We start from the raw sequence: 20,394 nt of genomic DNA, 5'->3' as shown, positions 1-20,394 counted from the left end.
CCCGCACCGTGAGCCATCGGCTTACCCCGCGCAGGGAAGCCGGTCAAAGCGGCGCTATTGAGGCTTCACGAACCGCAGGGTCATGCGGTCGCTCTCGCCGATGGCGTCGTAGCGGCTGTGATCGAAGCCCGGATCGGCCGGCGCGGGCGGCTGGGCGCTGCGGCGCACCGGCGGCAGGGTCCAGACGCCGAACGGATGATCCTTGGTGTCCCTGGGGTTGGCGTTGATCTCGGAACTGGCGGCCAGGCGGAAACCCGCCTTCCTGGCGGCGGCGACCACCGTGGCGGTGGCGACATAGCCGTCGCGAGCCTCGGGAACCTGCGGCCGGGGATCGGCGCGGTGGTCCTCGACCGCCAGCACCCCGCCGGGCTTCAGGACGGCGAAGGCGTCCGCCATCACCTTGTCGAGCTGGCCGGGCGTCCAGAGAAAGTTGTGGACGTTGCGCGAGGTCAGCACCAGGTCCGCCGAGCCGGGCGCGCCCAGCGGTCCGGAGGCCGCGCCGAAACCGACATAGCGGATCGGGCCGTAGGCGGCCGTGTCGGCGTACTTCGCCTCGAAGTCGGCGCGCCCCTTGCGGGCTCCGGCCGAGAGATCGGGATTGGAAAGGTCGGCGACGCCGGCGATGTAGGTCCCGCCCGTCGCCCGGGCGTAGGGGGCGAGGATCTCGGTCCAGTAGCCGCCGCCCGGCACCAGTTCGATGACCGTCTGGTTCGGCCCCAGACCCCAGAACACCAGACTGTCGTAGGGATGCCGCGCGGCGTCGCGGGCCACGTTGGCGGCGGCGCGCTGCGGACCGGCCAGCACGGCGCGCAGGGCCGCGTCGTCACGCGGTCCGCCGGTCGAGGCGCAACCCGCCAGGGCGAGCCCGGCCATGCAAAGTCCAAGGACGGTCCGACGCGCGATCATGGGTCTCTCCCTCACCAGATCGGGGACCGTAGCGACGTTCGGCGATCGATCAAGCGGGGGACTTGAATCCCCGATCCGCGCCTCCCACCTCATTGAACGGAGGCGCTGGATGTCCGGGCCTTCCGGGTCACGACGAGGCTTTCGAGCTCGCCACAGGCCCGTACGACACAACCGCAACCTTGCTTTGAAAGAGGGATGTGCACCATGCGTACGATCGACTTTTCCCCCCTGTACCGTTCCGTCGTCGGCTTCGACCGGCTCGCCGCGCAGCTTGACGCCGCCGCGACCCAGGACAGCGCCGCCGGCTATCCGCCCTACAACATCGAGCGGACCGACGAGAACGCCTACCGCATCGAGATCGCCGTCGCCGGCTTCCGGCCCGACGAGCTGACCATCGAGGTCAAGGAGAACCTCCTGACCGTGACCGGCCGCAAGGCGGCCAACGACGACAGCCGCAAGTTCCTGCACCGCGGCCTGGCCGAGCGGAACTTCGAGCGCCGCTTCCAGCTGGCCGACTATGTGCTGGTGACCGACGCCAACCTGGCCGACGGCCTGCTGTCGATCGCCCTGAAGCGCGAGCTGCCGGAGGCCCTCAAGCCCCGCACCATCGCCATCACCACCACGTCCCAGGCGCAGCCGGCCCTGCCCAAGGCCAAGAAGGCCGCCTGAGGATCCCAGCAGAACGATTTCCCCGGTCGTTCGGAAGGGCGGAGCCGAAAGGCTCCGCCCTTTTCCGTTTGGACCGGACGTCAGGCGCCGGTGGCGTCGACGACGATGGCCACCGTCTTGCCGCGGGAATGCGGCTCCCAGCCGGCCGCGATGGCCGAGGCGATGGCTGTGGCGACCAGGTCGGGGTTGATCATCGCCGGCTTGAGCTGCGGCGCGCCGAACTTCGGCTGCGGGCCGGCCGGAAACTCCAGCACCGCCTCGCGCTGACCCTCGAGATGGCGCACCGCGATGGCCATGCCGCGGAAGGCGTTGACGTCGCTGGACCACTGCGGCTGGCGCTGCAGCCGCCAGACATAGGGCTCCCCGCCGACCTCGATCTCGAATTCCGGATTGTTTCGGTTGCGCGCCATGCGAGGGACGTAGCCCGGCAGGCGCGGTTAAGCCAGCCCAGGACTACTCCGCCGCGTAGCCGACCGCGTTCTCGATGTCGGCGTCGCGGAACGAGGCCCGGGCCGTTCGCGCGCCGGTGAGGTCGGCGCCGCGCAGGTCGGCGCCGTCGAGGATGGCGGCGGTCAGGTCGGCGGACTGGGCGTAGGTGTAGCGCATCCGCGCCTGGTTCAGGGTCGCCGGGGTCGAGCGCTCGGCCGACAGCGGCAGCACGCCGATGCTGGCGCCGCGCAGGTCGGCCTTGGTCAGGTTGGCCCCGGCCAGCTTGGCCCCGCGCAGGTCGGCCTTGATCAGGCAGGCGCCGCGCAGGTCGACGCCCTCGAGGTTGGCTCCCTGCAGCTGGGCGCCGCTGAGATCCAGCCCGACCATGCAGGCCCCCTTGGCCGACATGGCCGTCAGCCGGGCGCCCTTGAGGGTCGCGCCGAGCGGACGCAGGTCCTCGCCGTCGAACCGGGCCGGGGCGCCGCGCTGGCCGCCGCTTTCGCACCAGGCCTGGTTGCCCTGGGCCATGGCCGCGAGGCTCTCGGCCTTGCGCAGCGCGTCCGGCGTCGGCGCGCGCAGGCAGCCGGCGAGGTTGGCGCCGCTCATCCGGGCCGTGGCCGTGTCGACGCCGGTGAGGACCGCGCCCTGCAGGTTGGCGTTCTCGAGGTTGGCGCCGCCGACGTCGGCTCCGTCGAGCAGCGCGCCCGACAGGTTGGCGTCCTTGAGATTGCAGCCGGTCAGCTTGGCTCCCTTCAGGGAGCAGTCGGTGAAGTCGGCCGCGAAGGCCGAGGAACCGCTGAACTTCGAGCCGTCGAGCGTCGCCCCGGCGAAGATGGCCCCGTCGGCGTCGCCGGCGCGCGCCTCGTGGCGCACCATGTCGAGGCCCTTGCGCGGATGGGGGATGGCGATCTGGCCTTCGCGGAAGTCGGCCTGGGTCATGTCGGCCATCGACAGGTTGGCCCCGCGCAGGCAGCAGCCGCGCACGTCGGCGCGGCGCAGGTTGGCCCCGCGCAGGTCGGCCTTGCGCAGGTCGGCGCCGAACAGGTTGGCCCGTTCGAGGTTGGTGCGGATCATCCGGCAGCCGTCGAGGATCGAGGCCGACAGGTCGGCGTCGGTCAGGTTGCGGCCGGCGAGGTCCAGCTTGCTGAGATCGAGAAACCGCAGGGAGGCGCGCTTGCCGCCCGGCTTGCCGGTGAGGAAGCGCTCATGCGCCGTCACCATCATGTCGAGCTCGGCCTGGGTCAGACGGCGACGCCCCGCGAGACTGGATTGCGTGACGCTCAAAGTTCTTTCCCCCCACCCCAGCGAATCAACCGGCGGCGAAGCATAACGCGGGTCGATCAACCGAAGCGTTAAGCCCGGCGATCAATGTTGGCTCAAAACGGGTCATCAAGGCCGCGGACGCCGGCGCGGGTGGCGTTGGTCAGGTCCGCGCCCTTGAGCTGGGCCCCGGTGAAGTTGGCGCGGGACAGGTCGGCGTCGGCCATCCGGGCCTGGCGAAGGTCGGCCCGGGCGAGGTCCGTCCCCTTCAGCTGGGCGCCGGTCAGGTCGCAGGCCAGCAGCCGGTCGGCCGTGATCAGCAGCGGCCCCAGCGTCGCGTCGCGCAGGTCGGCCCCCGACAGTTTGGCCCCCGACAGTCGCGCGCCGCGCAGGTCGGCCCGGCGCAGGTTGCAGCCGCGCAGGTCGGCCCCCTCGAGGTGCGCGCCCTGCAGCTGCACCCCTTCCATGTCGAGGCCGTAGAACACCGCCGCCTTGGCCGACAGGGCCGTCAGGTCGTAGCCGCGGATGGACTTGAGATTGCGCAGGTCGGCGCGGTCGAACACCGAGGGCTTGCCCTCCGCCCCGCCGGTCTCGCACCAGCGGGCGTGCTCGCGCAGCATGTCCTCGTAGGGCAGGTCGTCGACCGCCTTGCCGGACGGCTTGTCGGTCAGGGTTCCGGTCAGGTCGGCGTCGCCGACCGTCCAGCCGTAGGTCTTGGCCCCGACCAGCACCGCGTCATGCATGTCCGCGCCGGAGATGTCGGCGCCCGACAGGTCCGCGCCGGCGAGGTTGGCGCCGCTCATGTTGGCCTGCTTCAGGTTGGCCCGGACCAGCTTGCAGTCCTTCATGATCGCGTCGCTGAAGTCGGCCTTCATGGCCATAACGCCCGACAGCCGCGAGCGCTCGAGGTTGGCCCCGGCGAGGATCGCCCCGCAGGCGTCGCCCGAGCGGGTGGCGTGCTCGTGGATGCGCAGGCCCTTGTCGCGGTCGGGCGAGGCGATGGTCCCCTCGCGCAGGTCGGCCTCGAACAGGTCCGCGCCCGTGAGGTTGGCCCCGCGCAGGCAGGAGCCGCGCAGGTCGGCCCGGCGCATCGAGGCCTCGGTCAGGTCCGCGCCCTGCATGTCCGCGCCGAAGAAGCTGGAATTGTCGAGCTTGGTCCCGACCAGGCGGGACTCGTTGAGGATCGCGCCGGTGAAGTCGGCGTCCGACAGGTTGCGGCCCGACAGGTCCAGCCCGCTGAGATCCTGGAAGGCGAACACCGCGCGCGCGCCGCCCATCCGCGCCGAGAACAGGCGGTCATGCCTGGCGCAGATCAGATCAACGTCCTGTTGCGTGAGGCGCCGACGACTACTGTTCGACGCCGCTGCGGCGGCCATGGCATTGTCTCCGTTGGAGAATTCTATGCCGGACCTGAATTAACATTACCCTTCCACAGATCGTAGCGGAGGGCCGCCGAGGCCTCGTCGGCCAGCAGGCCGCGCTCGACGACGAGCCCCGCCTGGACCAGCCGCTCGTAACCCTGGCCCGAGGCCAGCGGCGAGGGATCCTCGCAGGCGTAGACCACCCGGGCGACGCCCGCCGCAACCAGACGCTGCGAGCAGGGCGGCGTTCCGGCCGACCGGGCGCCGCAGGGCTCGAGCGTGACGTAGGCCGTGGCGCCGCGGGCGTCGATGGCCTCCAGCGCCTGCTCCTCCGCATGCGGCCGGCCGCCGGGGGCGGTGGCGGCCTCGGCAAGGACGACGTCCTCGCGGACGATGACGCAGCCGACGACCGGATTGGGGGCGGTGAGGCCGAGATTGGGCAGCGCCACCGCGATGGCCCGGCGCATGAAGGCTGAATCGGAGCTCATGCCCCTTTTTCTCCGCTCATCCTCGCGAAAGCGAGGACCCAGGTGTTTTTGAAACAGCGGCTCACCTTTCGGGTTTGGCCAGCTGCCTTGCCTGAACCGTGAGCCGAAGCTCTGAAAAAGCCTGGGTCCTCGCTTTCGCGAGGATGAGCGGAGTTTATGGAAGCGCCGGCAGCGGCGTGGCCCTGTCCGCATCCAGATACCGCGCCGACAGCGGGTGCAGGTCCGCGTCCAGCTCGATCAGCAGCGGGTTGCCGGTGGGGATCTCGACGTCGACGATGGCGTCGTCGGCGACCTGGAACAGCAGCTTGACGATGGCCCGCAGGCTGTTGCCGTGAGCGGCCACCAGCACCGTCTCGCCGGCCTTCAGGCGCGGGGCGATCTCGGCGTCCCAGTAGGGCTGGACCCGGTCGAGCGTGGTCTTCAGGCTCTCGGTGTCGGGGATGGCGCTGCCGGCGTAGAGCGGATCGGTGGTGAAGTCGTACTCGCCGCCCGGCGCCAGCGGCGGCGGCGGGATGTCGTAGGACCGGCGCCAGACCTTGACCTGGTCGTCGCCGTGTTTGGCCGCCGTCTCGGCCTTGTTGAGCCCCGTCAGGCCGCCGTAGTGGCGCTCGTTCAGCCGCCAGTCCCGGACCATCGGCAGGTCGCCCTGCCCGGCCGCCGCCAGCGCCAGCTGCGCCGTGCGGTTGGCCCGCTTGAGCACCGAGGAATAGACCCGGTCGATGTGCACGCCGGCCGCCTTGATCAGCGCGCCGCCCTGCGTCGCCTGGGCCTCGCCCTCGGCGGTCAGGTCGACGTCCACCCAGCCGGTGAAGCGGTTTTCGAGGTTCCACTGGCTCTGGCCGTGGCGGAGAAGAATGAGCTTGGACATGGCGAAGGGGGCTAAGGCCCGCGCGGGGAAGCGTCAAGCGGGGTTCATCCGCGCGCGCGCCCTGCTATATCCGCGTCATGCGTGACCGCGTCTTCTTTCCCCTCGCCGCCCTGGCCGCCCTGGCGATGATCGCCCTGGCGCTGATCTGGCCGCGCGGGATGGGGGCGGCCCTGCCGTCCTTCAGCCATCCGCTGACCGTCCCGGCGCCCGTGGTGGTCCCGCCGCCCGCGCCCAAGGCCGCGGCCAAGACGCCGACGCCGGCGAAGGACGCCGCGAAGTGAGCGGTTTCGACGCCGTCTCCGTCGGCCGCCGCGTGCTGGCCATCGAGGCCGAGGCGCTGGCCCTGATGTCCGAGAGCCTGGGCGAGGCCTTCACCCAGGCGGTCGAGATGCTGTTCGCCTGCAAGGGCCGCATCGTCCTGACCGGCATGGGCAAGAGCGGCCATGTGGCGCGCAAGATCACCGCCACCCTGGCCTCCACCGGCACGCCGGCGATGTTCGTCCACCCCGCCGAGGCCAGCCATGGCGACCTCGGCATGATCGGCCAGGACGACGTGGTGCTGGCCCTGAGCAAATCCGGCGACGTGCGCGAGCTGGCCGACGTGATCGGCTACGCCCACCGCTTCGCCATTCCGCTGATCGCCATGACGGCCAACGCCGACAGCCAGCTGGGCGTGGCCGCCAGCCTGGTGCTGCTGCTGCCCGACGCGGCGGAGGCGACCGGCGAGGTGCGCGCCCCGACCACCTCGACGACCCTGCAGATCGCGCTGGGCGACGCCCTGGCCGTGGCGCTGCTGGAGCGGCGCGGTTTCACCGCCCGCGACTTCCACGTCTTCCATCCCGGCGGCAAGCTGGGGGCCATGCTGCGCACGGTCGGCGACCTGATGCACCGGCTGGAGGAGGCGCCGCTGGTTAGCGAGGCGACGCCGATGCCCGACGCCATCCGCGTGATGACCGAGCGCAAGCTGGGCGTGGTCGGGGTCACCGCCGCCGACGGCGCGCTGATCGGCATCGTCACCGACGGCGACCTGCGGCGCAATTTCGACGGACTGGCGAGCAAGACCGCCGGCCAGCTGATGACCCGCAATCCGAAGTCGGTGACCGCCGAGACCCTCGCCGGCGACGCCGCGCGGCTGATGAACGACAACCGCATCACCGTGCTGTTCGTGGTCAGGGACGGCAAGCCGGTCGGCGTGCTGCACGTGCACGACGTGCTCAGCGCCGGCGTGGTCTGAAGGCAGGGGTTCGTCCTGCACCAATCGGGAGAACGGCCGGCGGCCCTCCCGACGTCGATTTCGTGAGCTTGCCCCCTCACCAAGTCGCTGTCCGAACGTTATAGGGGGCCCATTCGCCACGCGAGCCCCGTTCCGATGCCCTTCACCCCGCGATCCGACCTCGTCCCCAACACCCCGGCCTACGAGAACGAGCCCCTCGTCAAGGCCACCGGCTTTCGCGAGTACGACGCGCGCTGGCTGTTCGGCCCGGACATCAACCTGCTCGGCGTCCAGGCGCTGGGGCTGGGGCTCGGGACCTACATCCACGAGCTGGGCCAGTCGAAGATCGTCGTCGGCCACGACTTCCGTTCCTATTCGCTGTCGATCAAGCAGGCGCTGATCCTCGGCCTGCTGGAGGCCGGGTGCGAGGTGCTGGATATCGGCCTGGCCCTGTCGCCGACCGCCTATTTCGCCCAGTTCGACCTCGACGCCCCGTGCGTGGCCATGGTCACCGCCAGCCACAACGAGAACGGCTGGACCGGGGTGAAGATGGGCGCCCAGCGGCCGCTGACCTTCGGCCCCGAGGAGATGGGCCGGCTGAAGGAGATCGTGCTTACCGGCGCCTTCGCCCCGCGCGACGGCGGCAAGCTGGTGCGCGTCGACGGCATGGCCGAACGGTTCATCGCCGACGTCGCCCGCCGGGTGCAGATCAGCCGGCCGCTGAAGGTCGTCTGCGCCTGTGGCAACGGCACGGCCGGGGCCTTCGCGCCCCAGGCCCTGCGCGCCATGGGCGTGGCCGTGGTCTACGAGATGGACTGCGACCTCGACTGGACCTTCCCCAAGTACAATCCCAATCCCGAAGACCAGGAAATGCTGCACGCCATGGCCAAGGCCGTGCGCGACCACGGCGCGGACCTGGCGCTGGGCTTCGACGGCGACGGCGACCGCTGCGGCGTGGTCGACGACACCGGCGAGGAGATCTACGCCGACAAGATCGGCCTGATGCTGGCCCGCGACCTGGCGCCGCTGAACCCCGGCGCGACCTTCATCGTCGATGTGAAGTCGACCGGCCTGTACGCCACCGACCCGGTGCTGGCGGCCAACGGCTGCACCACCGTCTACTGGAAGACCGGCCACAGCTACATCAAGCGCAAGACGGCCGAGCTGGGGGCCCTGGCCGGGTTCGAGAAGAGCGGCCACTTCTTCCTCAACGAGCCGCTGGGCCATGGCTACGACTGCGGCCTGACCGCGGCGGCCGCGATCCTCGGCATGCTGGACCGCAATCCGGGGCAGAAGCTGTCGGACATGCGGCTGGCGCTGCCGGTGGCCTACACCTCGCTGACCATGAGCCCGCACTGCGCCGACGAGGTGAAGTACGACGTGGTCGCGGCCATCGTGAAGGAATACGAGGCCCTCGCCGCCGCCGGCGGCAAGATCCTCGGCCGCGGCATCACCGAGGTGATCACCGTCAACGGCGTGCGCGTGGCGCTGGAAGACGGCAGCTGGGTGCTGGTGCGCGCCTCCTCGAACAAGCCCGAGATCGTCGTGGTCGTGGAAAGCACACAATCGGACGCTGACATGCGCGCGCTATTCCGGGACGAGGTGAAGCCGCGTCTGGCGAAGCACCCGCAAGTCGGGGCATACAACCAGGAAGTCTGAGGGAATCCTGAACCATGCGCGTCGCCATGATCGGCACCGGCTATGTTGGCCTGGTGTCCGGAGCCTGTTTCGCCGACTTCGGCCATGACGTCGTCTGCATCGACAAGGATGCCGGCAAGATCGAGCGGCTGAAGCAGGGCGAGATCCCGATCTTCGAACCCGGCCTCGAGGCGCTGGTCGAGCGCAACGTGCGCGAGGGGCGGCTGAGCTTCTCGGTCGACGCCGCCGACGCCGTGCGCGCCGCCGACGCGGTTTTCATCGCCGTGGGCACGCCGTCCCGGCGCGGCGACGGCTATGCCGACCTCTCTTACGTCCACGCCGCCGCCGAGGAGATCGCCGGCCTGATGGACGGCTTCACCGTGGTGGTGACCAAGTCGACCGTGCCGGTCGGCACCGGCGACGACATCGAGGCGATCATCCGCAAGGCCCGGCCCGACGCCGACTTCGCCGTGGTGTCGAACCCCGAGTTCTTGCGCGAGGGCGCGGCGATCGAGGACTTCAAGCGGCCCGACCGCATCGTCGTCGGGGCCGAGGACGAGCGGGCCAAGGCGGTGATGAACGAGCTGTACCGCCCGCTGTTCCTCAACGAGACGCCGATCGTCTTCACCGGCCGGCGCACCAGCGAGCTGATCAAGTATGCCGCCAACGCCTTCCTGGCGCTGAAGATCACCTTCATCAACGAGATCGCCGACCTGTGCGAGGCGGTCGGCGCCGACGTGCAGCAGGTCGCCCGCGGCATCGGCCTCGACAAACGGATCGGCAACAAGTTCCTCAACGCCGGCCCCGGCTACGGCGGCAGCTGCTTCCCGAAGGACACCATCGCCCTGGTGCGCACCGCCCAGGACGCCGGCACGCCCGTGCGGCTGATCGAGACCACGGTGTCGATCAACGACGCGCGCAAGAAGGCCATGGCCGGCCGCGTCGCCGACGTGCTGGAAGGCGACCTGACCGGCAAGGTCATCGGCGTGCTGGGCCTGACCTTCAAGCCCAACACCGACGACATGCGCGACGCGCCGAGCCTCGACATCGTGCCGGCCCTGCAGGCCATGGGCGCGACGGTGCAGGCCTATGACCCCGAGGGGCACGAGGCCAGACAGATGCTGCCCGGCGTGGTGTTCAAGTCCGGCCCCTACGAGGCCGTCGAGGGCGCCGACGCGGTGGTCATCATCACCGAGTGGGACCAGTTCCGGGCGCTCGACCTCGACCGGATGAAGCTTCTGATGAAGGCCCCGAACGTGGTCGACCTGCGCAACATCTACCGGCCGGAAGACATGCGCTCGCGCGGGTTCCGCTATTCGAGCGTCGGGCGGGGGTAGCGCGACATTGCCAGGCGGCGTGGAACGGCACTAGCCTTCGCCCTTAAAGGCAGAGGACCGGCCCATGACACCCATCGTTGTCGCCATCTGCCTCCTGCTCGCGTCCACCACCGACGCGGCGGGGCGTGATCCGGCCGAACCGGTCGTCATACAGAAGAGCTACGTGATCGGAACGCCGGTCACCGTCACCGCCGGTCAGCCGGTCCTGCGCGTCCGGACCTTCCAGGAGACCAGCAGCTACCGCCTCGCCTATCGCCCGCGGCAGGCGATGACTTTCATGGCCGTCACCACCCAGTACCGTCTCGATCCGCGCGTTCCCCTGGAGATCGCAGGCGAGGTCTATGTCGGCCAGCAGCGCTACGAGGTCGCGGAATTCGGGACCAACGCCGGCGATCGGGTTGGCTTCCTCGTCGGCCCCGACGGATCGATCCACAAGAACTACGCCGCCTTCACCCGCTCCCTGGGCTGGATCAAGCTGTTCCTGTCGATCAAGAGCCCGACGCCGATCGTCCTGGACCGGGTGCGGCTGGAGCACGTCACACGGACGCCCGTCACCCCTGACTACGAGCTGATCTACCGGGGGCAGGACGCGACCAGCATGCGGTTCGAGTATCGCGAACGGCTGGTGGACGGCGGAGACTTGCCGCCGGCGCCGGAGGCCATAAGCGTGCCCCGGTCGGCGAAGACCTTTCAGGTCAGGGGCATGACGCTGGCGATCGGCGCCGTCACGCCGGAGACGGTGACCGTGACGGTGACCGCCGACGGGAGCGCCGCGCCTTGAGGCTTCGTGAGCGACCCGGCGAGGGCGGCCAGGACCAGCGTCGGAGTCACGCCTTCCGCGGCCACAGCCACAGCGCCACGATCCCGACTACGAAGAACACACTGCACAGCCAGCTCCCCTCGGGTCCCTGGGCGCCGCCGGTCAGGGCGACGGATCCCTGTGGAACCAGCTTCACCAGCAGGGCGGGCAGGTCTGTCCGAAGGCCCGTCACCGGCAGGTCGAAGCCCGTGCCCAGCAGCCAGTTCCAGGCGGCGTGCCAGCCCATCACACCCCAGATGTTTCCGGTCCGGATCGCCCAGGCGCAGGCGAAGGCAGAGAACAGGAACGAGCTCAGCATGATCAGCCAGTGCTGGTGCGGCGAGTAGTGGAGAAAGGTGAACACCAGCGAGACCAGCACCACCCCGGCCGGAAGCCCCAGCTTGCGGGTGATGGCCGACAGCAGCCAGCCTCGGAAGATGATCTCCTCGACCCCGGCCTGGAGAATGAAACATAGCAGCAGCAGGCCGACGCCGGTCAGGGCGACCGGTGAGCCGAGGGCCGGGGCGATCGCCCCGATCTGGTACCCGCCGGCAAGGCCGATGGCGACGACCACCGACAGAATGGTCGCGACGCCCACCAGCAGACCTGCCAGCAGCGTCTTCACCGGGGCGAGCCCGGTCAGGCCGATGGTCGCCAGCGGACGCCGTTCGACAAGCTTCACCCAGGCCAGGATCAGCAGGCCGTTGATGGCGAACGGGATGGTCAGGAAGGCGTAGAGCCCTGTTAGCCCGATCGGTTCGCCACGGGCGTCCTGCCAGCCGTAGCGCTCCATAAACGGATCGGGGACCAGCACACAGAGGGCGACGAAGAAGATGCACAGGAACGGCGCCAACAGGCCCCAGGGCAGCCAACCCTTGTGCGGTTCGGGCGAGTAGAGAGTCTTTCGGATCATGCCCCTAGCTAGGGCGGTCGCGCGGCCCTTCGATAGAATGATTGTGCGCGGGTTTCATGATCCGAAGCCAGGCGTTCGGGGTCAGCCCCCAGGTCTTGCGGAACTGCCGGCCGAAGTGGCTCTGGTCGGCGAAGCCACAGTCGGCCGCGGCCTCCGCGCCCGAGCGGCCCTGCAGAAGCAGGTCTCGGGCCTTCTCCAGACGTCGAAGGATCAGGTAGCGGTAGGGGCTGGAGCCGAACATGGCGCGGAAGTCCCGCGACAGTTGCCAGCGGTCATGGCCGGTGGCGCGTTCCAGATCGGCCAAACAGAAGGTCTGGTCGAGGCAGGACTCGATATAGTCACGCGCCGCCTGCGCCGCCTCCCGGTTGACGCGGCGAATGACGCTGACACCGCCGGAGGCCGCATCCAGCGCGGACGCGATCCCGACCAGGGCGTCCTGGTATTCGAGCAGGCTCAGTGGCCGGTCATAGTCGGCCAGCAGGGCATCGACCGCCCGGGCCAGCCGGGCGTCGCCGGAGAGGCCGCCCTCGATGAACGGCAACGTCCGACCGCCTAGGACCTCCTGGAGTTCCGCCGGCCGGATGTAGGCGGTGCGATAGCGGAACGCCTCCCCGTCCCCGGCCCGGCCGTCGTGCAGTTCGTCGGGATGCAGCACCACCAGCTGCCCGGGCAGGGAATGGCGCGCCTCGCCCCGGTAGTCGAAGCTCTGCACGCCCGCCAGGGTCACGCCGATGGCGTAGGTGTCGTGACGATGCGGCGCATAGGCGACTCCGGAGAAGCAGGCCTCAATCCGGTCCACGGCGCCCGGCGCCCTGACGACCCAGTTTGCGGTGGTCGCCAAATCCTTCACCCCTCTCGCCTCACCTGTCCCAGACATGAAAGCACAGTCGGGCGATGGCCGGGCATGAACACGAGTCCATGTTCGCGGACCGTGGCGTTCCCCCTGATTCCGGGTCCACTCTCCCGGACGACACAGGGGAGTCGCCGGACATGTGGGTGCTGCTGGGGGGGGGGGTCGTGGTCGCGGGGTTCGCGGCGCGGCTCAATCCGCTGCTGATCGTGGCGGCGGCGGCGATCGTCACGGGGATCGCGGCCGGGCTCGACGTGGTCGCGACGCTGGCGATCCTCGGCAAGGCGTTCGGGGACAACCGCTACATCAGCGTGGTCTGGCTGATCCTGCCGCTGATCGGGCTGCTCGAGCGCGAAGGGCTGCAGGAGCGGGCCAGGGCGTTGATCGGGCGGCTGAAATCGGCCACCGCCGGGCGGCTGCTGCTGATCTACATGGTCATCCGCCAGGGCACGGCGGCGATCGGCCTGACCTCGCTGGGCGGGCACGCCCAGATGGTCCGGCCGCTGATCGCGCCGATGGCCGAGGCCGCCGCCGAGGCGGGCGACCCCGACCTGACCCCCGCCAGCCGTGACCGGGTCAAGGCCTTCGCCGCCGCCACCGACAACATCGGCCTGTTCTTCGGCGAGGACATCTTCATCGCCATCGCCTCGATCCTGCTGATCAAGGGCTTCCTCGAGGAGAACGGCATCGTCGTGGAGCCGCTGCACCTCTCCATGTGGGCCATTCCGACGGCGGTGCTGGCGCTGGTGATCCACGGAACGCGACTGCTGCTGCTCGACCGGCGACTGGCGCGGGAGGCCGGCCGGTGATCGGGCTCGATGTCCTCTACGTCCTCGCGGGCCTGCTGTTCGCGGTCTACGCGGTCGCCACCCTGACCGACGCGACCAATCCCAAAAGGGTCACCAGCGCCGCCTTCTGGGGCTTGTTCGCGACCAGCTTCCTGGCCGGCAGCCATCTGCCCGACGTGGTCAACGGCCTGATCCTCGTGGGCATGGCGCTGCTGGCCGGGTTCAACCTGCTGGGCCGGGGCGAGCATCCCGCGCCGGTCGACAAGCCCGCGCGGGCCGCCCGCTGGGGCAACCGGCTGTTCATCCCGGCGCTGATCCCGCCGGTGGTGACCCTGCTCGGCACCCTGACGCTGAAGGGGGTGATGGTCGGCGGCCAGCCGCTGGTTGATCCCAAGCAGGTGACGCTGGTCTCGCTGGGCGCCGGCATCGTGCTGGCCACGGCCGTGGCGCTGGTCATGTTCCGCGCCAGCCCCGCCGGCGCCGCGCGCGAGGGCCGGCGGCTGATGGAGTCGGTCGGCTGGGCCGGGCTGTTGCCCCAGGCGCTGGCGGCTCTGGGCGCCGTGTTCGCGGCCGGCCATGTGGGTGACGTGATCGGCGACCTGGCGACGACCTGGCTGCCGCTCGGCACGCCGCTGGCGGCGGTCTGCGCCTACACGCTCGGCATGGCGCTGTTCACGGCCATCATGGGCAACGCCTTCGCCGCCTTCCCGGTGATGACCGCGGCCATCGGCCTGCCGATCGTGGTCGGCAAGTTCGGCGGCGATCCGGCGATCATGGGCGCGATCGGCATGCTGTCGGGGTTCTGCGGCACGCTGATCACGCCGATGGCGGCCAATTTCAACATCGTCCCGGCCGCGCTGCTGGACCTGACCGACCGTTACGGGGTTATCAAGGCGCAACTGCCCACAGCGCTCCTGCTGCTGCTCGCCAACACGGTGCTGATGTATGCGCTCGTCTACCGCTTCTGACGCCCGACTGACGGCCGACCTCGCCGAGCGGTTCGCCGCCATCGCGCTCGGCCATGTCACGCGCGAGTTCCCGCACAAGGCCGACCATGTGTTCACCGGCCTGCAGGACATCGGGCCGCACCGGACGCACCACCCGATCTTCTACGGCAGCTTCGACTGGCACAGCTGCGTGCACGGCTACTGGACGCTGGCGACCCTGCTGCGGCGGTTTCCGGACATGCCCAGCGCCCCGGCGATCCGCGCCCTGTTCGCCTCCAGCCTGACGCCGTCGAAGGTGGCCGTCGAACTCGACTATCTGTCGCGGCCGATGAGCGCCGGGTTCGAACGGCCCTACGGCTGGGCCTGGCTGCTGAAGCTGGCGGCCGAGCTGCGCGAGCACGAGGATCCGGCCGCGTTCAACGCGATCGCGCCGCTGGCCCGGGCCTTCGCCGACCGGTTCCGGGATTTCCTGCCGAAGGCGACCTATCCGCTGCGCGCCGGGGTTCACTCCAACACCGCCTTCGCCCTGCGGCTGGCGATGGACTACGCCGAGGCCTGCGGCGACCGGGCGCTGGCCGATCTGGCCCGGACCACGGCCATCGACTGGTACGCCGGCGACGCCGACTGCCAGGCCTGGGAGCCGAGCGGCGACGAGTTCCTGTCTTCGGCGCTGATGGAGGCCGAATGCATGCGGCGCATGCTGGCCCCCGACCAGTTCCGCGCCTGGTTCGGCGCCTTCCTGCCGCGCGCCGGAGGACGGCAGCCGGCGACGCTGTTCACCCCGGCCACGGTCAGCGACCGCAGCGACGGCAAGATCGCCCATCTGGACGGGTTGAATCTGAGCCGCGCCTGGTGCTGGCGCGGCATCGCCCAAGTGTTCTCGGACGACGACCCGGTGCGATCCGTGGCGCTGGAGGCGGCGGAGATCCACCTCGCCAGCGCGTTGCCCCACGTGGCCGGCGACTACATGGGCGAGCACTGGCTGGCCAGTTTCGCCCTGCTGGCGCTGGAGGGTTAGGGGACACGGCCCTTCAGGTACATGTCCCCGTCAGGTCGCCCGCGACCAGATGGCCGTCGCGAACAGGATCCACAGGGCGATCAGGACGACGTTGCTGAGCGCGAAGGCCGCCAGCCGGACGAGGATGGTGTTGGTGGTCAGGTGCACCAGGGTGTGGACCGCGCGCAGGCCGACGTAGGCCCAGGCCAGGGCCAGGGGCGCCGCCGCGACCGTGCCGGTCACGTACAAGGCCAGGCAGACGGCGTAGAACAGCACCGGCAGCTCGAGCAGGTTCATGTAGTTGCGGTTGGGCAGGGACACGCGCGCGGGCACGCGGGCCGACTCGCCCAGGGCGAAGTCCTCGCCGCTGACATGGCCGGCCTTCACCGCGCGGAACCGCGTCAACGGCACCAGCGACAGCACGGTGAAGGTCATCGCGCCCAGCGCGAGAAACGGCAGAAAGATCGAGTCCTGAGTCATGCGCCTCCCCCCTGTTGTCGGCGAGGCGAGAGTTGCGCCCGTCCGGCGGGATGGCAAGCGGGCGTGGCTTGACTCAATAAGTTGATATCAACATAATATTCCCCATGGACGCCCTTCCGACCGTGCCCCTCGAGACGACGCTGCATGTGCGCGACAACTGCCTGTGCCTGCACGCCCAGCGGGCCGCGCGGGTGCTGGCACGGCGGTTCGACGAGGCGCTCCGGCCGGTGGGGCTGACCAACGGCCAGTTCTCGCTGCTGATGTCGCTCAACGGGCCCGAGCCCGCGCCGATGAGCCGGGTCGCCGCCCTGCTCGGGGCCGACCGGACGACGCTGACGGCCGCGCTCAAGCCGCTGGTGCGCGACGGGCTGGCCGTGACCAGCGTCGACCCGGAAGACAGTCGCGTCCGCAGGATCGCCCTGACCCCGGCCGGCCACGCCCGGCTGCTCGCGGCCCTGCCGATCTGGACCCGGACCCACGCCGCGATCGACGCGGCCCTGGGCGGAACCGACCCCGCGCAGCTGCGCGCCGACCTGCGAACCCTGTCCGCACGCCCGACCGGCGCGCCCGACCCCGACCTGTGCACCGTTCCGGAGTGATCCCATGACCGCCACCGTCACCGCCTTTCCCTGGGTGCCGCCGTTCGCCCAGGGCTTTGTCCGCGACCTGCGCATCCGCTGGGCGCTGGAAGAGGCAGGCCTGCCCTACGAGGTGGAGCTGCTGGCCCCCGGCGTCACCGACAGCGAGGCCTATCGCCGGCGACAGCCGTTCGGGCAGGTGCCGGCCTGGCGCGACGATGCGGTCGACATGTTCGAATCCGGCGCCATCGTCCTGCACATCGCCGAACAGTCCGAGATCCTGGCGCCGAAGGACCCCGCCGGCCGGGCGCGGGTGACCAGCTGGGTCATCGCCGCGCTCAACTCCGTCGAGCCGTTCGCGCAGAACCTGGCGACCCTGGATTCTTTCCACGCCGGCCAGCCGTGGGTCGAGGGCTACCGGCCCGTGGCCCGCGCCGGGCTGGAGCGCCGGCTGACGTCGCTGAGCCGCTGGCTGGGCGACAAGAACTGGCTCGAGGGCCGCTTCTCCGCCGGCGACATCATCATGGTCACCGTGCTGCGCGAGCTGGTCAGCTGCGGCATCCTCAAGGATTTCCCCAACCTCGACGCCTACCACGCCCGCGGCATCGCCCGGCCCGCCTTCGTCAAGGCGCTGGACGACCAGCTGCGCACCTTCGCCCAGAACGCCCCGGCCTGACGCGGCCATCCCCTCCGGAAGGACATCACATGAAGACCTATCTCGCCCTGTTCATGGGCTCGCTGTCGCCCGACGCGCCCTCGCCGGCCGACCTCAGCGAAGAGACCCGCGACGCCGGCATGGCGGCCTGGGGCGCGTGGATGGCGCAGCACGCGGCGTCGATCGTCGACACCGGCGGTCCGCTGGGCAAGACGCTGAAGGCCTCGAAGGCGGGCGTGACGAGCGTCCGCAACGCCGTCGCCGGCTATGTCATCGTCAAGGCGGACTCGCACGAGGCGGCGGCGGCGATGTTCGAGGGCCACCCCCATTTCGCGATCTTCCCCGGCGAGTCCGTGGAAGTGATGGAATGCCTGCCGATCCCGGGGCGGTAACCCAGATCTCCGCATTCCGCTCATCCCGGCGGCCCCAAGGGCGGCCGGGATGCCTGAACCCTGAGCCAAGGCTCTGAAGAAACGCAGGAAAGGCGCACACGCATGATCACCGTGTTCGGCGGGCAAACCTCACGCTCGCTCCGGGTCGTCTGGTTGCTGGAGGAGATGGGCCTGCCCTACCGCGTGCGGCAGGTGGACATGCTGGCCGACACCCCGGACGCGGCGCTCCTGGCCGTGAATCCCGCCTACTACATCCCGGCCATCCTGGACGGCGACGTCACCATGGTCGAGTCCATCGCCATCATGGAATACCTGATGGCCCGCTACGGCCCGACGCCGCTGGCGCCGGCGCCGGACGATCCCGCCTTCCCGGCCTACCAGCAGTTCCTGCATCTGGGCGAAGCCGGTCTCGCGACCCTGATGATGCTCCCGGTGGTGAGCGGTTTCCTGGCGCCCGAAGGCGAACGCGACAACTGGGGCGCCCGGCAGGCGCGGCTGTGGGTCGAGAAGCGGCTGGACCTAGTCCGGACGCGGCTCGCCCAAGCGCCATACCTGGCCGGCGAGACGTTCACGGCGGCGGACATCTCGGTGACATACGCCCTCAACCTCGGCAGCAGGCACGGCGGCTTCGCGCTCGGCGAGCCCGAGCAGGCCTATCTCGCCCGCACTACCCGACGTGAGGCCTATGGACGCGCCCTGGAGACCTCCATGGCCGGGGTTTAGGCTTGGCCGGCGGCGTAGGCTTTGAAGGTAATGCCGCTCTTTCCGCCATCCAGCGTCTCGAACAGGTCGATTTTCGCGGCCTGTAACATCAGCCGCCAAACTTGTTCGACGTCGTCATAGGCGTCTCGCAAAAGATCGTAGTCAACCTGGGCTTCGATGCCCTTTCGGTACGACCTGATCTGTTCCTCGAGTTCGGAGTGTGTGCCGACGGCTTCCCACTCGTCTTTGACGAAGTACGGTTTGCCATGAGCCATGGTGTCACGAACTTCGATCAAGCGGTTGATCGTGGAAAACGGACGCGCATCGTCTTTCCACTCGATGCCCAACGCCGCCATGATCTGGTTGCGCTTCTTTTTGCCGTTCTGGAATTCAACAAAGCCCTGAATGACCGTGAAGCCCACGAAATTCAGATAGGCCTCGTAAGCGAACGCGGTCATGGTAACGGCAGCCAAGATGTCCAGGCCGATGCCCCTCCGGTCACCGCTTTTCATCATCGATTCGATCCGCTGCTTCAGATTGAAGGCGGCACTGATCAGATCGTTGTGGATCAGTTCCCGACCCTCATATTGCAGAGTGGCGATGATGACGGGCTGATCAGTCATTGGTTGGGTTACCCCATCGCTCAGACCTACCGCATGGCAGGAAGGTCGCCTAAGCCGCCGCCTTCACCGCGCCGGCGATCTCGCTGACCAGGGCCTGGACCAGCGCCTCGTCGTCGCCTTCGGCCATGACGCGGATCAGCGGTTCGGTGCCCGAGGCGCGGACCAGCACCCGGCCAGAGCCGTTGAGCTTGGTCTCGGCGTCGGCGATGACGGCCTTGACCCTGTCGCTGTCGAGCGGCCGGCCGCCCTTGGCGAAGCGGACGTTCTCCATGCGCTGCGGCACCGGGTCGAACTGGCGGGCGAGCGCGCTCATCGGCTTGCCCGACTGGACCAGCACCGCCAGCACCTGCAGCGCCGCCATCAGGCCGTCGCCGGTGGTCGAATAGTCCGACAGGATCACGTGGCCCGACTGTTCGCCGCCGAGGTTGAAGCCGCCCGAGCGCATGCGCTCCATGACATAGCGGTCGCCGACGGGCGTGCGTTCGAGGGTCAGGCCCTTGGCGGCCATGAACCGCTCGAGGCCGAGGTTGGACATCACCGTGGCGACGATGCCGCCGCCGCTCAGCCGGTCCTCGGCCGCCCAGGCGCCGGCGACGATGGCCATGATCTGGTCGCCGTCGACCACCTGGCCCTTTTCATCGCAGATCGCCACCCGGTCGGCGTCGCCGTCGACCGCGATGCCGACATCGGCGCGGAACTCGCGCACCGCGTCGACCATGGCGGCGGGATGGGTCGAGCCGCAGTCGGCGTTGATGTTGCAGCCGTTGGGATCGACGCCGATCTTGATGACCTCGGCGCCGAGTTCGTAGAGCACCTCGGGCGCGACCTTGTAGGCGGCGCCGTTGGCGCAATCGATGACCACCCGCAGGCCGTTGAGGTTCAGCTGGCGCGGGAAGCTGGCCTTGGCGATCTCGACATAGCGGGCCTGGGCGTCGTCGACGCGGCGCACGCGGCCGAGATCCGCCGGCGCGACGAGGCCTTCCTGAAGGCCCTCGTCCATGTGCGCCTCAATCTCCAGCTCGCGGCTGTCCGAGAGCTTGTAGCCGTCGGGGCCGAACAGCTTGATGCCGTTGTCGGTGTAGGCGTTGTGCGAGGCGCTGATCATCACGCCGAGGTCGGCGCGCATCGAGCGGGTCATCATCGCCACGGCCGGGGTCGGCAGCGGGCCGAACAGGCGCACGTCCATGCCCATGCTGGTGAATCCCGCGACCAGCGCTGGTTCGATCATGTAGCCCGACAGACGGGTGTCCTTGCCGATGACCACCAGGTGGCGGCGGCCGTGGTTGCGGCGGAACAGCTTTCCGGCGGCCAGGCCCACGCGGAGGGCGACTTCGGCGGTCATCGGATGGCTGTTCGCCTGTCCGCGGATGCCGTCTGTGCCGAAATAGGTCCGCTTGCTCATGAAAAATCCTTCGCCGTGGCGACACGCAACAGTGTGCAACGCAGTTTTATGCCGTCTCAATCTAAGCCGATGATAAACGCCGACCCGGGGACGATCCGT

Annotated in this window: 24 protein-coding genes; 13 read left to right on the top strand and 11 right to left on the bottom strand. The window is 69.5% G+C overall.

What is annotated here, in order from left to right:
- Positions 1–54: 54 nt before the first annotated feature.
- Positions 55–906, bottom strand: coding sequence for a class I SAM-dependent methyltransferase (locus tag AC1RN0_RS02510; protein ID WP_492785848.1), 852 nt, complete (start codon positions 904–906; stop codon positions 55–57).
- A 204-nt stretch (positions 907–1,110) separates the two neighbouring features.
- Between AC1RN0_RS02510 and AC1RN0_RS02505 the strand changes: the two genes are divergently transcribed.
- The gene (locus tag AC1RN0_RS02505; protein ID WP_492785847.1) at positions 1,111–1,575 is read left to right on the top strand and encodes an Hsp20 family protein; all 465 of its coding nucleotides are present in this window, start codon (positions 1,111–1,113) and stop codon (positions 1,573–1,575) included.
- Positions 1,576–1,655: 80 nt separating this feature from the next.
- Here AC1RN0_RS02505 and AC1RN0_RS02500 read toward each other — a convergent pair whose 3' ends face one another.
- The 5 genes from AC1RN0_RS02500 to gpmA all read right to left on the bottom strand — a co-directional run bounded on the left by AC1RN0_RS02500 (position 1,656) and on the right by gpmA (position 5,981).
- The gene (locus AC1RN0_RS02500) at positions 1,656–1,985 is read right to left on the bottom strand and encodes a hypothetical protein (protein ID WP_492785846.1); all 330 of its coding nucleotides are present in this window, start codon (positions 1,983–1,985) and stop codon (positions 1,656–1,658) included.
- A gap of 43 nt (positions 1,986–2,028) precedes the next feature.
- Entirely contained in the window at positions 2,029–3,288 is a 1,260-nt protein-coding gene (locus AC1RN0_RS02495) for a pentapeptide repeat-containing protein (RefSeq protein ID WP_492785845.1), read from the bottom strand.
- Positions 3,289–3,380: 92 nt separating this feature from the next.
- The gene (locus AC1RN0_RS02490; protein ID WP_492785844.1) at positions 3,381–4,640 is read right to left on the bottom strand and encodes a pentapeptide repeat-containing protein; all 1,260 of its coding nucleotides are present in this window, start codon (positions 4,638–4,640) and stop codon (positions 3,381–3,383) included.
- A 23-nt stretch (positions 4,641–4,663) separates the two neighbouring features.
- A complete protein-coding gene (locus tag AC1RN0_RS02485) occupies positions 4,664–5,113 on the bottom strand; it encodes a bifunctional diaminohydroxyphosphoribosylaminopyrimidine deaminase/5-amino-6-(5-phosphoribosylamino)uracil reductase RibD (protein WP_492785843.1) in 450 nt (149 codons plus the stop codon).
- 154 nt (positions 5,114–5,267) lie between these two features.
- Positions 5,268–5,981: a 2,3-diphosphoglycerate-dependent phosphoglycerate mutase gene (gene gpmA / locus AC1RN0_RS02480; RefSeq protein ID WP_492785842.1), complete on the bottom strand. Its 714-nt coding sequence runs from the start codon at positions 5,979–5,981 to the stop codon at positions 5,268–5,270.
- Positions 5,982–6,058: 77 nt separating this feature from the next.
- Between gpmA and AC1RN0_RS02475 the strand changes: the two genes are divergently transcribed.
- The 5 genes from AC1RN0_RS02475 (at position 6,059) to AC1RN0_RS02455 (ending at position 10,950) form a co-directional block, all read left to right on the top strand.
- Positions 6,059–6,262 (top strand): hypothetical protein, encoded by a 204-nt coding sequence (locus AC1RN0_RS02475; RefSeq protein ID WP_492785841.1) that lies wholly within the window; start codon positions 6,059–6,061, stop codon positions 6,260–6,262.
- Positions 6,259–7,215, top strand: coding sequence for a KpsF/GutQ family sugar-phosphate isomerase (locus tag AC1RN0_RS02470; RefSeq protein WP_492785840.1), 957 nt, complete (start codon positions 6,259–6,261; stop codon positions 7,213–7,215). The genes AC1RN0_RS02475 and AC1RN0_RS02470 overlap by 4 nt, the downstream gene beginning before the upstream one ends.
- A 135-nt stretch (positions 7,216–7,350) precedes the next feature.
- Positions 7,351–8,853 carry a phosphomannomutase/phosphoglucomutase gene (locus tag AC1RN0_RS02465; protein ID WP_492785839.1) on the top strand — a complete coding sequence of 501 codons (1,503 nt, stop codon included), beginning with the start codon at positions 7,351–7,353 and terminating at the stop codon, positions 8,851–8,853.
- Between the two features lie 14 nt (positions 8,854–8,867).
- Complete coding sequence (locus AC1RN0_RS02460) at positions 8,868–10,169, top strand: UDP-glucose dehydrogenase family protein (protein WP_492785838.1); 1,302 nt, start codon at positions 8,868–8,870, stop codon at positions 10,167–10,169.
- Between the two features lie 64 nt (positions 10,170–10,233).
- A complete protein-coding gene (locus AC1RN0_RS02455; protein ID WP_492785837.1) occupies positions 10,234–10,950 on the top strand; it encodes a hypothetical protein in 717 nt (238 codons plus the stop codon).
- A 46-nt stretch (positions 10,951–10,996) separates the two neighbouring features.
- Here the strand turns inward: AC1RN0_RS02455 and AC1RN0_RS02450 are convergent, their stop codons facing one another.
- Positions 10,997–11,881 (bottom strand): CPBP family intramembrane glutamic endopeptidase, encoded by an 885-nt coding sequence (locus AC1RN0_RS02450; RefSeq protein ID WP_492785836.1) that lies wholly within the window; start codon positions 11,879–11,881, stop codon positions 10,997–10,999.
- A gap of 4 nt (positions 11,882–11,885) precedes the next feature.
- Positions 11,886–12,722, bottom strand: a complete 837-nt coding sequence (locus tag AC1RN0_RS02445; protein WP_492785835.1) for an AraC family transcriptional regulator — start codon at positions 12,720–12,722, stop codon at positions 11,886–11,888.
- Positions 12,723–12,871: 149 nt separating this feature from the next.
- Here AC1RN0_RS02445 and AC1RN0_RS02440 point away from each other — a divergent pair, with 149 nt between their 5' ends.
- The 3 genes from AC1RN0_RS02440 to AC1RN0_RS02430 are packed head-to-tail and all read left to right on the top strand — an operon-like array spanning position 12,872 to position 15,484.
- A complete protein-coding gene (locus AC1RN0_RS02440; protein WP_492785834.1) occupies positions 12,872–13,540 on the top strand; it encodes a DUF969 domain-containing protein in 669 nt (222 codons plus the stop codon).
- Positions 13,537–14,487, top strand: coding sequence for a DUF979 domain-containing protein (locus tag AC1RN0_RS02435; protein ID WP_492785833.1), 951 nt, complete (start codon positions 13,537–13,539; stop codon positions 14,485–14,487). The genes AC1RN0_RS02440 and AC1RN0_RS02435 overlap by 4 nt, the downstream gene beginning before the upstream one ends.
- Positions 14,465–15,484, top strand: coding sequence for a DUF2891 domain-containing protein (locus tag AC1RN0_RS02430; protein WP_492785832.1), 1,020 nt, complete (start codon positions 14,465–14,467; stop codon positions 15,482–15,484). Before AC1RN0_RS02435 ends, AC1RN0_RS02430 begins: the two co-directional genes overlap by 23 nt.
- Before the next feature lie 30 nt (positions 15,485–15,514).
- Here the strand turns inward: AC1RN0_RS02430 and AC1RN0_RS02425 are convergent, their stop codons facing one another.
- Positions 15,515–15,943, bottom strand: coding sequence for an MAPEG family protein (locus AC1RN0_RS02425; protein ID WP_492785831.1), 429 nt, complete (start codon positions 15,941–15,943; stop codon positions 15,515–15,517).
- Between the two features lie 104 nt (positions 15,944–16,047).
- Between AC1RN0_RS02425 and AC1RN0_RS02420 the strand changes: the two genes are divergently transcribed.
- From AC1RN0_RS02420 to AC1RN0_RS02405, 4 genes are all read left to right on the top strand, one after another.
- Positions 16,048–16,542: a MarR family winged helix-turn-helix transcriptional regulator gene (locus AC1RN0_RS02420; protein ID WP_492785830.1), complete on the top strand. Its 495-nt coding sequence runs from the start codon at positions 16,048–16,050 to the stop codon at positions 16,540–16,542.
- A gap of 4 nt (positions 16,543–16,546) precedes the next feature.
- Positions 16,547–17,197, top strand: a complete 651-nt coding sequence (locus AC1RN0_RS02415) for a glutathione S-transferase family protein (protein WP_492785829.1) — start codon at positions 16,547–16,549, stop codon at positions 17,195–17,197.
- Between the two features lie 29 nt (positions 17,198–17,226).
- Complete coding sequence (locus tag AC1RN0_RS02410; RefSeq protein ID WP_492785828.1) at positions 17,227–17,568, top strand: YciI family protein; 342 nt, start codon at positions 17,227–17,229, stop codon at positions 17,566–17,568.
- 102 nt (positions 17,569–17,670) lie between these two features.
- Positions 17,671–18,291: a glutathione S-transferase family protein gene (locus AC1RN0_RS02405; protein WP_492785827.1), complete on the top strand. Its 621-nt coding sequence runs from the start codon at positions 17,671–17,673 to the stop codon at positions 18,289–18,291.
- On the opposite strand, the gene AC1RN0_RS02400 is transcribed toward AC1RN0_RS02405, so the two are convergent.
- Together AC1RN0_RS02400 and glmM are read right to left on the bottom strand one after the other, a co-directional pair.
- On the bottom strand, positions 18,288–18,893 hold the full coding sequence (locus AC1RN0_RS02400; RefSeq protein WP_492785826.1) for a hypothetical protein: 606 nt from the start codon (positions 18,891–18,893) through the stop codon (positions 18,288–18,290). The two genes, AC1RN0_RS02405 and AC1RN0_RS02400, sit on opposite strands and share 4 nt — an antisense overlap.
- Positions 18,894–18,942: 49 nt before the next feature.
- Positions 18,943–20,295: a phosphoglucosamine mutase gene (glmM, locus tag AC1RN0_RS02395; protein ID WP_492785825.1), complete on the bottom strand. Its 1,353-nt coding sequence runs from the start codon at positions 20,293–20,295 to the stop codon at positions 18,943–18,945.
- Positions 20,296–20,394 lie beyond the last annotated feature (99 nt).

The organism is Caulobacter sp. GW821-FHT12F03 (genome assembly GCF_058806855.1).
The sequence above is the reverse complement of the archived record's forward strand: the minus strand, read 5'-3'. Positions and strand labels throughout refer to the sequence as shown.